The sequence below is a fragment of the Desulfobacter postgatei 2ac9 genome (assembly GCF_000233695.2).
Lineage (GTDB): Bacteria > Desulfobacterota > Desulfobacteria > Desulfobacterales > Desulfobacteraceae > Desulfobacter > Desulfobacter postgatei.
Genome location: NZ_CM001488.1, coordinates 1,812,835 through 1,826,438, shown reverse-complemented (window position 1 = coordinate 1,826,438; position 13,604 = coordinate 1,812,835). Strand labels below are relative to the sequence as shown.

Genomic DNA, 13,604 nt, shown 5'->3' with positions numbered 1-13,604 from the left:
GGCTTTTATGCACAATAAAATATTGACAAAAAAACAGGACCTGATAAATATTGATTTTCCCTTTTATGATACAAATACTTTCAGTTTTACTCAGGAATGAATATGGCAGACCCATTTCAGTCGCAGACTCAAATTAAACCAGATTATATTATTGATGTCCTTATCCGGGGACGCTGGTTCTTGATTGTTCCTTTGTGCATTTCCTTGACATTGGGACTTGGGATGACACTGACTGCCAATAAAACCTACGAGGCCGGCACAATGATCCTTGTTCAGCCCCAGCGGGTTCCCATCAACTATATAAAATCTGTTGTCTCTTCGAGTATCGGCGAGCGGATCAGCACCATATCCCAGCAGGTTCTCAGCCGAAGCAATCTTGAGCAGATTATTGAACAGTTCGGGCTGTACGAAAATAGTAGCGGTATGTACCAGGAAGAGAAAATAGAGGCGTTGAGAAAACGGATAAAGGTTAAAATTGAACATTCCAGGGGAGGTTCAGAAGCCTTTTCCATCTCTTTCACCGGCAGTGAGCCACAGCGGGTAATGCGCATTGCCAATACGCTGGCCTCATATTTTATGGATGAGAACCTCAAAGTCCGGGAGGCCCAGGCCATAGGAACCAGTGAATTCCTTGACTCAGAGTTAGAGAAAACCAAAAAACGGCTTGAGGAAAAAGAGCAGAAACTTGCGGCGTTCAGGGCAAAGTATCTTGGCGGGTTACCTGATGAATTGGAATCTAATTTACGCACTTTGGATCGCATGCAAAAGCAGGTCACTGATAAAGCAATGCTTTTAAGGGAAGTGAATAATTCCATTAGTCAACTTGATTCCCAGATTTCATCCATGGCTGCGACAGGCGGTTCCGGCAGTGGTGGAGATGATTTTCTAAGTTTTGATTTTGATGACTCCCAGGAAGGCGATGATTCTGCTCTCCAGGCTGCTCAAGAAAAATACGATGCGCTTTTGCTTCGATATACTGAAAAGCATCCGGATGTCAAAAAATTAAAAAGAATTATAGAGAAATTAAAGCAAAATCTGGAAGCTGCAAAGGAAGAGGAGGAACTACCCTCAGCCGAGTCAGAGGAAGATATTCTGCCGGACATGGGAATGGATCCTGTGGCACCGTTGAAGGCGCAGCGCGCTCAACTTGTCGCGGAGGCGAATAATATTCAAGCTGAGGTCTCAGCAATTCAGGAAAAAATGAAAATTTATGCGCAGCGCGTTGAAGATACGCCCAAACGAGAACTGGAACTCCAATCACTTACACGCGACTACAGCAATATTCAGAACGTGTACAACTCTATTTTGGACAGAAAGCTGGAAGCCGAATTGTCCGTCAACATGGAAAAAAAACAAAAAGGGGAGCAGTTCCGGATACTGGATCATGCCCGCCTGCCGGAAAAGCCGATCTCTCCGAATGTTAAACTGATGTTTTTATTATCCATCGCCGGGGGCCTTGGATTGGGCGGAGGTATACTTTTTTTAAAGGAGTTGCTCACCTTCTCTGTCATCCGGCGGGATGATCAGATTGACACCCTGCTAGGGCTGCCTATTTTGGCATCAATTCCCCCGCTGGAAAAACCGAACGGCAGGACAAAGAAAAAAATTGAATGGGCCATGTTCATCTGTTGCTGCAGCTATAGTGCCGTGTTTCTGGCATTTTTTGCAATATTGAATCATAAAGGCCTGGACCGAACAATGAATTTTATAAAAACCACACTCAATTTATAATACCGGAGTATAATAAGGTTTTGGGAAAGATATTTAAGGCGCTGGAAAAAGCAGGAAATAAGGTAACAGCGGAAAAAGAATCTGAATTAAGAGATGACACAGCTTTGGTCTGTGATAATCCAGACAGCCAGGTTTATAAACAATCAGACGAGGTAACTCAATCCGGTTCCAGGCGGACAGATTCAGCTCTTGTCACAGCCTCCGACCCTCATTCGCCTGTTTCGGAACAATTCCGGCTGTTAAAAAACAATATTTTGTTCCCTGAAAAAGGAACCCCGCCTAAAACGATCATGGTGACAAGCGCCTCTCCACATGAAGGCAAATCCTTTGTGGCAGCCAATCTTGCCGTAAGCATAGCCCAAAGTATTGATGAATATGTTCTTCTCATGGACTGTGATCTCAGGTCACCGACGATTCATACATCTTTTGGCTATAGCGGTAAAGAGCAGGGCTTGAGCGATTACTTGGCAAAGAACATACCTTTGTCTTCGGTTCTTAAAAAATCGTCTGTAAACAAATTGACTATTCTGCCCGCAGGGCAGATTCCGCCTAATCCGTCAGAACTTTTGTCTTCTGACCAGATGCGCCGCCTGCTCCATGAGGTCAAACTGCGTTATAATGACAGATACATCATTATTGATACTTCGCCTCCTTATATCACATCAGAAACCAATGCCATTGCCCGGTTTGTAGATGGCATTATTTTAGTTATCCGCCATGGAAAAACACGAATCAAAGAGGTTTTAGACATTCTGGATATTTACGGCCGTGAAAAGGTATTGGGGGTTGTAACGAATTTCTCAAAAAAAACGATTGGATATGGTTATGGTTATCATAAAAGTGGTTATGGATACGGATATCATCAGCAGCGTTGATTAAACCGGGAGCTTCCTTAAAAAAATGCTCAGTATTTTGCGCCAATATTTCCCTATCAGAAACATGTTGTTTTTTTTTCTGGAAGGATGCGTGATTTTCAGTTGTTTTCTTTTATCAACAGCCATTTTAACCGTTTCCAATTCATACTGGTTTGATCTGATGTTGATTTTAAGAATATTTCTGATCACTGCTATTTTACAAACCTGCTTGTATTACAATGACCTTTATGATTTTGACATTGCTTCACAGATCCCGGAAATTATAATCCGCCTGCTACAATCACTGGGGGTTGCTTCTATCTTCCTGGCCGGCGTCTATTTTCTTTTCCCTCTGGTGATTATAGATCAGAAAATTTATATCTTAAGCGTATGTTTTCTGATTTTTTTCATCATATTCTGGCGGATCGGCTATCTTCATATTCTTAACAAAGGGATGTTTAACCATCGTATTATTATTCTTGGTTCCAGCAAGCTGGCCAAGGATATTTATAAAAAAATCACGAGAACCATAGACTGCGGCTATACAGTTTGTGCTGTTATTCCTGATGAACCTGACAAGGAAACAGATAGACTGCCTGAAAATTTGGTGGTGAAGCAAAAGGATAAAACGCTTGGCGAAATTTCAAAAATATATGGCATAAACAAAATTATTGTGGCATTTAAGGAAAAAAGAGGACGATTTCCAACCCAGGAGCTGATTAACTGTAGGACCGACGGTATTGATATCATTTCAGGCAGCGCTTTCTATGAAATGCTGACCGGAAAGGTCTTGGTTCGAGAGATAGAGCCCTCATGGTTGATTTTTTCCAAGGGGTTCCATAAATCACTGTTTAAAGCGGCTATGAAGCGGATGCAGGATATCATTTTGGCTTCACTCCTTCTGATACTTCTTTCTCCTTTGTTGATAATAGTGGCCATTCTGATCAAGATGGATTCAAAAGGGCCTGTTTTTTTTGCCCAGGACCGGGTTGGCGGTGGTAAAAAAGAATATATGATGCATAAATTCCGTTCCATGGTGCAGGATGCTGAAAAATTAACAGGTCCGGTATGGGCCGGTAATAACGATAACCGCATCACACGGGTGGGACGCGTCATACGGAAATACAGGATAGATGAACTGCCCCAGTTATGGGAGGTCCTCAGGGGCACCATGAGTCTTGTGGGGCCACGTCCCGAACGCAAATTTTTTACGGATCAGCTGGAAAAACAAATTCCTTTTTACGCCCAGCGATTTAATGTAAAGCCAGGGCTCACGGGCTGGGCTCAAGTCTGTTATGATTACGGAGCAACCGTTGAAGATGCCGTGGAAAAACTCAATTATGATCTTTTTTATATAAAAAATATGTCCTTTGCCCTGGATATGGTCATCCTTTTAAAAACCGTTAAGACCGTTCTTTTCGGCAAAGGTGCAAGGTAAGCAAGATTTACATAAAGCAAGATACAAGAGGGCGAAGCGCCTGCGGCGGCCATTTTAGCCGTGCATTGCTGGTGTCTTTAGTTTTAATGGGTCATAAAATTTAGCGAATCTGTGATATATACAGATTTCAAAAAGAGATTAATCGATGTAATCGAGGGGGCGGAGCTATGTTTAAAATTAATTCAATAAAATGGTTTTTGGGTTCCTTTTTTGTGTTGTGTACCGCCTGTGTTTGTCTGGCAGTAGCTGTTGCGGCAGACAGCACTCAGGTATCCACCAACAAAGATTATAAAATTGGCGTTGGAGATGTCCTGCGAGTCACAACATGGAAGGAAGCAGATTTGACATTTGAAAACGTATTTGTCCGCAATGACGGTAAAATCACCATTCCTCTGCTGGATGATATCCAGGCTGAAGGCCGCTCCACAATGGAATTGAAAAAAATAATTGAGACTCGGTTGGCTGAGTTTGTAGAAGCACCAACAGTCACCGTCACGCTGGCAGACCCGGGAAGCCAGAAATATTACATACTTGGTGAAGTAATGGGTGTAGGTGAATATCCTTTAGTTAAAAAGCTGACCGTTGTACAGGCGTTTGCTTTGGCCAAAGGATTTACTGAATGGGCATCCAAGGATGAGATCATCCTGGTACGCAGGGAAAACGGAAAGGAACAGATGATCAAAATTGATTACGACGATATTACGGACGGTGAGCTGGCAAATGATATTCAGCTCAAGGCCGACGATATCATTATCGTTCCCTGATCTTGCGATATTTTCAACAAAGCGGGAGGTATGATCTCATGAAATTGTCCATGATAACTCTCCATGCATGTTTTTGGGCTGCTGCGATCTGTCTTGTGGTGCAGGTTCCATTTGTCCAGGCCAGGATGGTTACCCAGATTGTACCGACGCTGACAGTCACAGAGGAGTATACGGACAACTATTTTCAAACCGGGAGCGACACGTTTGAAGAGTGGACCACGTCCTATGAGCTTGGATTTTCCGTGGGGTTTTTAAACAAAAGAAGCAAAATTTACCTGGAATACAATCCGGAGTATACGGATTATAAAAATCTGAATGAACGGGACGGCCTGGATCACAACGCCGGCTTGTCTGCTGCCTTTCAGGCCACAAAACATACGACTGCCACGGCAGATATCAGTTATGACGGGCATGACGAAAACAATACCGGAGAGTCCTGGGAGCATTCTGCAAGTGCATCTGTTGACAGCCAGTTAACAAAAACAGTTAAAACATCCCTTGCCTATGACTATTCAAACAGCTTTGACCAGCAGCTCAGAACCGGTGATTACAAGGAACACCAGACGCATACTACCAGTGCTTCCATCCGTAAGGCATTTGGCCCTCAGAACAGTATGGGGGCAGATTTCTCCTACGAAACAGATAATTATCAAAATTCGGACGCCGATGAATATGAAAGCTATGAACCCAGCGCCTTTTTAACTTACTGGTTTACCCGGAAGGACGGCGTTGGAACCAATCTGGAATATGAAGGCAAAAAGTTTGAGATGACTACCGGTAATGATTATGAGACTATTGCAGGGGATATTCGGTACATTCGAAAAATTACCCGGCATTTTGATGGCTATGTCAAATACCGCCATTACATGTCTGACAGGGAGGATGGAAATCATGTCATTTATCATCCTTCCGTGGGTGTTGACTGGGATATAACAGAGGACTCAGGCGTCTCAATAGGGGTCGGCATTCTTTTCAATGAATGGGATAACAACAATGAGGATTCAACAGACCCGTTTTTGGATCTCAATGTCTACAAAATTTTTAATTTCAGTCCAAAAGGGTCGCTGTACCTCACCGGCAGCAGTTCATATGAAGAATCTGATGAGGAGGCTGCAAGTCTGGGCTACAATATAAGCTACCAGGCAGGATTTTACTTAAGCTATATGCTTGCAAGGCGTCTCTCCTCCAATCTGTTTGGTTCTTACGAGCTTCAGCAGTTCAAGGACACCACAAACCGCCAGGACGACACCTACGAGATCGGCGGCGGCCTGACATGGAATCCGTTGAGATGGCTCCAGGTAAGTGCCGATGCCACTCACACAAATTTCAAAACAAATGATGCCTCAAGAGAGAATTACGAAGAAAATACCATCTCCGTTTTTGTTCGTTTTATTCCGGAACGGCCTATCCGACCGGATAAGGTGTTGTCCAGAATAAGCCTTGAAAAAGCAATATTTGATTAAAAAATGTCACCCAAACATACCGCCATTATCGTAATCCTTCTTATTTCGGCCGCCGGCCTGACAACGCTGTTTTCACACTCAGAGCGTATCAAACCGAACCGCCCCTTCAGTCAATTTCCCCTTGAGCTTGGCCCCTGGCTGGGTGTATCCAGTCAAATGGATGAAAAGGTGTACAATATCCTGGGGGTTGAAGACTATATCATGGCGAACTTCAGCAAAGGCCCGGGCCAGGCGGTGAATATTTATGTGGGATTCTATCAAAGCCAGAGTAAAGGCGATTTGATCCATTCACCCAAAAACTGCATGCCTGGTGCAGGGTGGAATATTGTCCAAAGCTCTGTTATTCCGATTGACTTACCCAAGAGCGGTAAAACAATAAAAATAGCCCGACTTCTGCTGAACAAAGATGGGCAAAAGCAGGTGGTATATTACTGGTTCCACTCCCGGGGGCGGATTATCAGTTCAGAATATATGCAGAAAATCTGGCTCGTGCTGGATTCAATCACAAAAAACCGCACGGACGGCTCTTTTGTGCGCCTGATTGCGCCGGTGATAAAAAATGAAACAGAGACCGAGGTGCTTTTGACGCAATTTGCAGATGAGGTTTACCCTACCCTCAATCAATTTATTCCAAATTAACTTCATGAAATCAAAGCACATAATTCAGATTCTGTTGATTGCCGCCACATTTACCTTCCTCTACTGGTCGACGTTAAAGGATCTCATAGGGGACTGGTTTATTGACCCCAATTTTTCCCATGGATTTCTCATTCCCTTTGTTGCCGGGTATATGGTCTGGTATCGCCAGAACCACCTGCGCCAGATCCCATGCAAATCGTCAATATCAGGTATTTTTATCATTATTTTCGGCATGATGGTATATATTGCGGGAAATCTTGGCGCAGAATTGTTTTTAATGCGGACATCCATGATCATCACTCTGGCCGGCATCATCGCGTTCAGCTTTGGGACGGCCATGCTCAAAGCGCTTATTGTCCCGCTGAGCTACCTGATCATGATGATCCCCATTCCAGCCATTATCTGGAATAAAATCGCTTTCCCCCTTCAACTTTTTGCTGCCCGAATTTCATCTGAAACCATCAGCATGGTGGGCATTCCGGTGTTCAGGGAGGGCAATATCCTTCACCTGGCCAATACCTCCCTGGAAGTGGTGGATGCCTGCTCGGGAATTCGGTCATTGACATCACTGCTGGCCCTGACCGGAGCATTTGCATTTTTATCCCATGTCAGCCAATGGAAAAAATGGGTGCTATTTTTATCTGCCGTTCCCATCGCCGTGGCCACGAATGTTGTCCGGTTGACCATTACCGGCATGCTGGCTGCCTGGGTGGGCCCGGAAGCCGCCCATGGATTTCTTCATGACATGTCCGGCTTAATCGTCTTTGGCACAGGCCTTGTTCTGGTTTATCTTCTATTTATTTTGTTGACGAAAATTGGCAAAAAAGCCCGCAATACTTCTGACAATTGATGTAGAAGAGTGGTTTCAGGTGGAAAATTTCAAGTCGTATATTGACTTTTCAACCTGGAATTCTTTGGAACCCCGGGTGGAAAAGAATACCCATCTGATCCTGGACCTGCTGGACACCTTTTCTTTTAAACCCAGAGCCACCTTTTTTATTCTTGGCTGGATTGCAGAAAGACTGCCTGCTTTGGTCAGACAGATCAGAGACAGAGGCCATGAGGTGGCCTCCCACGGAGACAACCACCACCTGTGTACGGCTCTAAATAAAAATCAGTTGACCCGGGATCTTTTGACCAGTAAAAAACGCCTCGAAGATATAACAGGCCAGGCTGTTTATGGATATCGCGCCCCAAGCTTTGCCGTTAACGACCAGATTCTGGAAAAGATCAAACAGGCCGGCTATTTGTACGATTCCAGTTATAACTCCTTTTCCGCCCATGGCAGATACGGCAGCATAGATCTGTCAAAATCCATAAAGCGCGGCGGAAGCTACCAACTGGCTACCCGTTTTTTCGAACTGCCGATCAGCAACCTGCATCTGGGCAGAACAACCCTTCCATTGGGTGGCGGCGGATACTTCAGATTGTATCCCACCTCTATTTTCAAGCAAGGCATAACCCGTGTCCTGAAAAAAAACAACGCTTTTGTTTTTTATGCCCATCCATGGGAATTTGATCCAAATCAGCCAAGAGTCCATCAGGCATCCCGGGGATTCAAATTCAGGCACTATATCAACCTGAACAGAACAGAAAGTAAATTAAAACGGATGATTTGCGCGTTCTCAGATGCTTATTTTCTTACCTGCAAAAATTATCTGGATACAATGAGGACAATACAAATTGATAAAAGACATTAAAATAGCAGTTGTTGGGTTAGGATATGTCGGCCTGCCCTTAGCCGTACATTTTGGTACAAAATACCAGACCATCGGGTTTGATTTAAAACAGTCCATTGTGGACAATAGCCTGGCCCACAAAGATCCCACCGGCGAAGTTTCAAAAGAAGAATTTGAAAATGCCGCATATTTTACACCAACGACGGACCCGGGGCGCATGTCAGAGGCCGATATCATTGTTGTGGCTGTTCCCACACCCATAGACAATGCAAGGCAGCCTGATCTTTACCCGGTTGAAAGTGCATCCCGTACAGTGGGAAAAGTGATGAAACAGGGCTGCATTGTCGTGTTTGAATCCACAGTATATCCAGGCGTCACTGAAGAGATCTGTGTGCCCATTCTGGAAAAAGAGTCCGGCATGACCTGGAAAAAGGATTTTCATGTGGGATATTCCCCGGAAAGAATAAATCCGGGTGATAAGGAACATACCCTGACAAAGATAGTTAAGGTGGTCTCCGGCGACGATGAAGATACCCTTGAAAAAGTGGCGGCCCTATATGAATCCATTGTAAAGGCCGGTGTACACCGGACAAAGACGATTAAGGAAGCCGAAGCCGCCAAAGTCATTGAAAATACCCAGCGGGATCTGAACATTGCATTGATGAATGAGTTGGCCCTGATATTCGACCGGTTGGGCATTGACACGAAAAATGTCCTGGAGGCTGCGGGTTCCAAATGGAACTTTCTCAAATTTTTTCCCGGTCTGGTTGGCGGGCACTGCATAGGCGTAGATCCCTATTACCTGACATACAAGGCCCAGAGTGAAGGATATCATCCCGAAGTCATCCTTGCAGGCAGAAGGATCAACGACAACATGGGCAAATTTGTAGTGGAAAAAACCATTAAAATGATGATTTCGGCTTCCCAGCCCGTTAAAGGCGCCAGGGTCGGGATCCTCGGACTTACCTTCAAGGAGGACTGTCCGGATTTAAGAAATACCCGGGTTATGGACATCATCAATGAGCTGAAATCATACGAATGTCAGATTCTGGTTCACGACCCCATGGCCAATCCGGAAGAAGCCAAGGCATACTACAATGTCGAGCTTAAGCCATGGGAGGAACTTACGGACCTGGGAGCATTAATACTGGCCGTTCCCCATAATTGTTACAGAAATAAGCCCTTAAATTCGTTTACCGATAAATTGAATTCAATGGGTGCCCTGATTGATGTTAAAAGCATGCTGGACGCCGACCAGGTTAAACAGGCCGGTATTCCGTTCTGGCGTCTGTAGGGTGGAATTTATGATAAAAGTGATGCTCATTGCCGGGGCCCGGCCTAATTTTATGAAAATAGCCCCGATTGCCCGGGCCTTTGACAGCCGGGCAGATCATATTGCCTATAAAATTGTCCATACAGGCCAGCATTATGACGCCAACATGAGCGACATCTTTTTTGAGGAGCTGGGCATCCGCAACCCTGATTACCATTTAGGGGCAGGCGGAGGTTCTCACGCCCGGCAAACCGCAAAAATAATGGTTGAATTCGAGGCCGTATGCGAACAGGAGAGGCCCGATCTTGTCATGGTCGTGGGCGATGTGAACTCCACGCTGGCCTGCTCCGTCGTAGCCAAAAAGATGCACATCAAAGTCGCCCATGTGGAGGCAGGTCTCCGCAGCTTTGACCTTGACATGCCCGAAGAGATTAACCGCATGGTTACCGATGCCATTTCAGATATCTTTTTCGTCACGGAAGAACAGGGTATGACCAATCTGAAAAAAGAGGGAAAGCCGGAATCCTGCATTCATTTTGTCGGCCATGTTATGATCGATAATCTCTTTTACCAGCTCTCTCAACTGGAAAAAATGGATTCAAGCGTCCTCAAGCACAACGACTATAAATCCGGCCACACCGAGTACGGTGTCGTAACGTTACACCGACCTTCCAACGTGGATGACAAACCAACCCTGATACGAATTTTCAAAACCCTTGACCAGATATCTAAAAGATTGCCTTTAATTTTCCCCATCCACCCAAGAACTCAAAAAAATATGGAAGCCTTTGGCATCCAGCCTCCTGAGACCATAACGCTGACACCGCCACTGTCATACATGGCGTTTCTAAACCTGTGGAAAGACGCAAAATTAGCCCTGACGGATTCCGGTGGACTTCAGGAAGAGACGACTGCTCTGGGGATTCCCTGTCTGACCATCCGGGAAAATACAGAACGTCCCATCACCATCACCCAAGGAACAAACGAGCTTGTCGGTACATCAGAGCATAAAATTTTTGATGCTTTTGAAAAAATTATGGCCGGCAACTGGCGAACCGGCCAAAAACCCGACCTCTGGGACGGCAGGGCATCAGATCGGATTACGGATATTCTTCTAGCTCATTACCATTGATCCGCAAGGTACTCAATAACAGCAATTCTAAATATGAAAAGGAAAAATCAATGGCGGAAATAATAGTCAAAACAGATTATCCTGAGGAGGCGCATGAGGTTTTATCTGAAACTTTAAAAATTGAAGCCTCCAGAATAAAGTATAGCCTCAGCCTTATACAAAAAAGACTTACAGCATTTGAAAAAAAGTATAATACCTCGTCCGAAAATTTTATTGAAAAGTGGACTGCTGAAGATCTGGAAGGCAAAGATATGGAATATATAACATGGGTCGGAGAATACAAACATTTTGCAAATTTAAAAAATCGCTTGAATACTATAAAAAGCATAACATATGCCTCTGTATGAATATATTGATCAATTTCAAAAGGCATTAGAAAGACTTCTCGATTTCGGTCTTACTGAATCCTTTGATTTCAAACAGGAGATTCGTCCTGGAAAGCAGGCTGCCATAAATGCTGAAGTGTTTTTGATCAATGAAACCATTTTGTATATCAGGGCATATATCACCGCAAAATATAAAATAAGTCTATTGAGTTATGCTTTCCAATATCAAAACAAAAATGGAAAGTTGATTTTCCGGTACGATAACGCGACACACAAACCACCCCTCGGATTTAAAGAACACAAACATCTGGGAAATGGTGAGATTATCGAAGCTTCATCACCTGAACCCAAACATCTGATTGATGAAATTATAGAGTCTTTTTGTTAGAATGAGGGCAAAATGATTCTAGTTTGAAAAACAGAATAATTTTTTTGGCATAATTATGATGGATCATAAAATCAAAGCACTGATTAATCAGGGAGAGAATCAGTTTATAGAATTTAAAGAACAAAAAGTTCATCCGGATTCCATTGCCAAAGAAATGGCTGCTTTTGCCAACACCCAGGGGGGGAACAATTCTAATCGGTGTCAGCGACCAGACAGAAATCTGTGGTGTGGACGATTCAAGAAACTGGGAAGAATGGGTAGCCAATATATCCAGACATAATATTATTCCTGCTATCCAGGCAGATTGTATCATTGTTGAGATTGAGGGCAAAAAGATCGTTGCTGTCGATATTCCCAAAGGGAACGATAAACCTTACCAGACAAATAAAAATTTATATCATATCCGGATCGGGTCTACCAGCCGGATAGCCTCACAGGCTGAATTAATGCGCATGTTTCAGCATGCAGGGATGTTTCATTATGACTTAACAGGGATTGAAAACACCTCTTTAAAGCATTTAAATATGACTGCCATTTCGTCGTATTTTCAAAGATATGATATTGATATTGATGATGAAAAGGATGTGACGTCATTATTAATCAATACCGACATACTCACAGAGAAAACAAATGTGACGGTTGCAGGACTTCTACTTTTTGGTACGTATCCCCAGAAGTTCTTAAAAAATTCGAGTATCAGTTATGCGCATTTTGCCGGAACAGGATTAAATGACGAGTTAATTGACCGCCAGGTCATTGAAGGGAATCTGCCTTTCCAGATTGATACGGCTCTGTCTGTCCTTAAACACAATATCATGGAAGCATCGAAAATAGAAAAAGCAAAGCGGGTGATTCAATCAACGCGATACCCGGATAAAGTATTCAGGGAACTTCTGGTAAATGCCTGTGTCCATCGAAATTATGCAATCCATGGTTCCAGAATAAGAATTTTACACTTTGATGACCGGATTGAGTTTATCAGCCCCGGCCGCCTGCCCAATACGGTTACCATTGAAAAATTGAAAAGCGGGGTAAGCTATGCCGTTAACCCCGTAATTGTAAAATTTATGGAAAATTTAAGGTACATCGATAAACTTGACAGAGGAATCCCCATGGTTTGCCATGAAGCCAGGCTGCTTGGGTTTGAACCGGTTTTCCAGGAAGCCGGCGAAGAGTTTCAGGCCATTCTTCCATTGTAAAACGTATAAACTTTGTGCCTTTGTGCCTTTGTGAGATCAGAATGAAAATAGAAGAAATACTGAAACAGGCAGGAAAAATAATCAGCAGTGAAATAGAGGGCAACTATCAATTGTTTCTATTCGGGTCCCGCGCAAGAGGAATCAACGATGAAAAATCCGATATCGATATCGGGATACTTACTGATTCACAGATTTCAGGAAAAAAATAGCTGAGCATCCAGGAGAAATTAGAGCAAATCCCTACACTATTAAAAATAGATCTTGTCGATTTCAATTCAGTGGATGAAGCGTTTAAAAAGGTCGCTTTAAAACACACAAAGGAAATCCAAGTATGAAATCAGGCAAATTGGAAAACAGTCTGATAAATTTGAGAAAAGCGACCGATCGTTTCGCAGAAGCGCTGCAGGAAGCGCAATCGTCCATTGTTATGGATGCCACAATCCAGTGGTTTGAATTTACATATGAATTGATGTGGAAAACACTGAAAATATTCTTAGAAGATATCCATGGAATCCGAGCCGTATCCCCGAGACTCGTCTTCAAGGAAGCCTATGCCCTTTCGATTATCGAACAGGAGGATATTTTTTTAGAAATGATTCAATCCAGAAATTTACTGTCACACACATATAATGAAGAACAGGCAGAACAAATCTATAAAAAATGTCCTTTATATTTGTCAGCGATAAATGATTTGTATCAGCGGATATCGGTGTCCTGA

General features: G+C 43.6%; 15 protein-coding genes and 1 pseudogene. All 16 read left to right on the top strand.

Annotation, left to right across the window (positions count from 1 at the left end):
• The first annotated feature begins 102 nt into the window (after positions 1 to 102).
• The 16 genes and pseudogenes from DESPODRAFT_RS08380 to DESPODRAFT_RS08315 all read left to right on the top strand — a co-directional run bounded on the left by DESPODRAFT_RS08380 (position 103) and on the right by DESPODRAFT_RS08315 (position 13,604).
• Positions 103 to 1,731 carry a GumC family protein gene (locus DESPODRAFT_RS08380; protein ID WP_004072849.1) on the top strand — a complete coding sequence of 543 codons (1,629 nt, stop codon included), beginning with the start codon at positions 103 to 105 and terminating at the stop codon, positions 1,729 to 1,731.
• Positions 1,732 to 1,751: 20 nt separating this feature from the next.
• Positions 1,752 to 2,606: a polysaccharide biosynthesis tyrosine autokinase gene (locus tag DESPODRAFT_RS08375; protein ID WP_004072848.1), complete on the top strand. Its 855-nt coding sequence runs from the start codon at positions 1,752 to 1,754 to the stop codon at positions 2,604 to 2,606.
• A gap of 91 nt (positions 2,607 to 2,697) precedes the next feature.
• Positions 2,698 to 4,023, top strand: a complete 1,326-nt coding sequence (locus tag DESPODRAFT_RS08370; RefSeq protein WP_245532045.1) for a TIGR03013 family XrtA/PEP-CTERM system glycosyltransferase — start codon at positions 2,698 to 2,700, stop codon at positions 4,021 to 4,023.
• A 167-nt stretch (positions 4,024 to 4,190) separates the two neighbouring features.
• Positions 4,191 to 4,787, top strand: coding sequence for a polysaccharide biosynthesis/export family protein (locus DESPODRAFT_RS08365; RefSeq protein ID WP_004072846.1), 597 nt, complete (start codon positions 4,191 to 4,193; stop codon positions 4,785 to 4,787).
• A gap of 38 nt (positions 4,788 to 4,825) precedes the next feature.
• Positions 4,826 to 6,250 (top strand): outer membrane beta-barrel protein, encoded by a 1,425-nt coding sequence (locus DESPODRAFT_RS08360; RefSeq protein WP_004072845.1) that lies wholly within the window; start codon positions 4,826 to 4,828, stop codon positions 6,248 to 6,250.
• 3 nt (positions 6,251 to 6,253) lie between these two features.
• Positions 6,254 to 6,889 (top strand): exosortase C-terminal domain/associated protein EpsI, encoded by a 636-nt coding sequence (locus DESPODRAFT_RS08355; protein WP_004072844.1) that lies wholly within the window; start codon positions 6,254 to 6,256, stop codon positions 6,887 to 6,889.
• 4 nt (positions 6,890 to 6,893) lie between these two features.
• Positions 6,894 to 7,739 (top strand): exosortase/archaeosortase family protein, encoded by an 846-nt coding sequence (locus tag DESPODRAFT_RS08350; protein ID WP_004072843.1) that lies wholly within the window; start codon positions 6,894 to 6,896, stop codon positions 7,737 to 7,739.
• Complete coding sequence (locus DESPODRAFT_RS08345; RefSeq protein WP_004072842.1) at positions 7,705 to 8,589, top strand: XrtA system polysaccharide deacetylase; 885 nt, start codon at positions 7,705 to 7,707, stop codon at positions 8,587 to 8,589. Before DESPODRAFT_RS08350 ends, DESPODRAFT_RS08345 begins: the two co-directional genes overlap by 35 nt.
• Positions 8,573 to 9,862 carry a nucleotide sugar dehydrogenase gene (locus DESPODRAFT_RS08340; protein WP_004072841.1) on the top strand — a complete coding sequence of 430 codons (1,290 nt, stop codon included), beginning with the start codon at positions 8,573 to 8,575 and terminating at the stop codon, positions 9,860 to 9,862. The genes DESPODRAFT_RS08345 and DESPODRAFT_RS08340 overlap by 17 nt, the downstream gene beginning before the upstream one ends.
• Before the next feature lie 10 nt (positions 9,863 to 9,872).
• Positions 9,873 to 10,973, top strand: a complete 1,101-nt coding sequence (wecB, locus tag DESPODRAFT_RS08335) for a non-hydrolyzing UDP-N-acetylglucosamine 2-epimerase (RefSeq protein ID WP_004072840.1) — start codon at positions 9,873 to 9,875, stop codon at positions 10,971 to 10,973.
• Between the two features lie 50 nt (positions 10,974 to 11,023).
• On the top strand, positions 11,024 to 11,320 hold the full coding sequence (locus DESPODRAFT_RS08330; RefSeq protein ID WP_004072839.1) for a hypothetical protein: 297 nt from the start codon (positions 11,024 to 11,026) through the stop codon (positions 11,318 to 11,320).
• Complete coding sequence (locus tag DESPODRAFT_RS08325; RefSeq protein ID WP_004072838.1) at positions 11,307 to 11,687, top strand: toxin-antitoxin system TumE family protein; 381 nt, start codon at positions 11,307 to 11,309, stop codon at positions 11,685 to 11,687. The genes DESPODRAFT_RS08330 and DESPODRAFT_RS08325 overlap by 14 nt, the downstream gene beginning before the upstream one ends.
• Before the next feature lie 55 nt (positions 11,688 to 11,742).
• Positions 11,743 to 11,829, top strand: a pseudogene (locus DESPODRAFT_RS21580) (hypothetical protein); the annotation flags it as partial.
• A gap of 1 nt (position 11,830) precedes the next feature.
• Entirely contained in the window at positions 11,831 to 12,886 is a 1,056-nt protein-coding gene (locus DESPODRAFT_RS08320) for an ATP-binding protein (RefSeq protein ID WP_245532044.1), read from the top strand.
• A 41-nt stretch (positions 12,887 to 12,927) separates the two neighbouring features.
• Entirely contained in the window at positions 12,928 to 13,095 is a 168-nt protein-coding gene (locus DESPODRAFT_RS20585; protein ID WP_004072836.1) for a nucleotidyltransferase domain-containing protein, read from the top strand.
• Positions 13,096 to 13,217: 122 nt separating this feature from the next.
• Positions 13,218 to 13,604 carry an HI0074 family nucleotidyltransferase substrate-binding subunit gene (locus DESPODRAFT_RS08315; RefSeq protein ID WP_004072835.1) on the top strand — a complete coding sequence of 129 codons (387 nt, stop codon included), beginning with the start codon at positions 13,218 to 13,220 and terminating at the stop codon, positions 13,602 to 13,604.

Bases quoted from the DNA above. Each gene is read 5' to 3' on its own strand.
- DESPODRAFT_RS20585 (WP_004072836.1), top strand. From the start codon at position 12,928: ATGAAAATAGAAGAAATACTGAAACAGGCAGGAAAAATAATCAGCAGT.
- DESPODRAFT_RS08365 (WP_004072846.1), top strand. From the start codon at position 4,191: ATGTTTAAAATTAATTCAATAAAATGGTTTTTGGGTTCCTTTTTTGTG.
- DESPODRAFT_RS08350 (WP_004072843.1), top strand. From the start codon at position 6,894: ATGAAATCAAAGCACATAATTCAGATTCTGTTGATTGCCGCCACATTT.
- DESPODRAFT_RS08330 (WP_004072839.1), top strand. From the start codon at position 11,024: ATGGCGGAAATAATAGTCAAAACAGATTATCCTGAGGAGGCGCATGAG.
- DESPODRAFT_RS08360 (WP_004072845.1), top strand. From the start codon at position 4,826: ATGAAATTGTCCATGATAACTCTCCATGCATGTTTTTGGGCTGCTGCG.
- DESPODRAFT_RS08380 (WP_004072849.1), top strand. From the start codon at position 103: ATGGCAGACCCATTTCAGTCGCAGACTCAAATTAAACCAGATTATATT.
- DESPODRAFT_RS08315 (WP_004072835.1), top strand. From the start codon at position 13,218: ATGAAATCAGGCAAATTGGAAAACAGTCTGATAAATTTGAGAAAAGCG.
- DESPODRAFT_RS08325 (WP_004072838.1), top strand. From the start codon at position 11,307: ATGCCTCTGTATGAATATATTGATCAATTTCAAAAGGCATTAGAAAGA.
- wecB (WP_004072840.1), top strand. From the start codon at position 9,873: ATGATAAAAGTGATGCTCATTGCCGGGGCCCGGCCTAATTTTATGAAA.
- DESPODRAFT_RS08355 (WP_004072844.1), top strand. From the start codon at position 6,254: ATGTCACCCAAACATACCGCCATTATCGTAATCCTTCTTATTTCGGCC.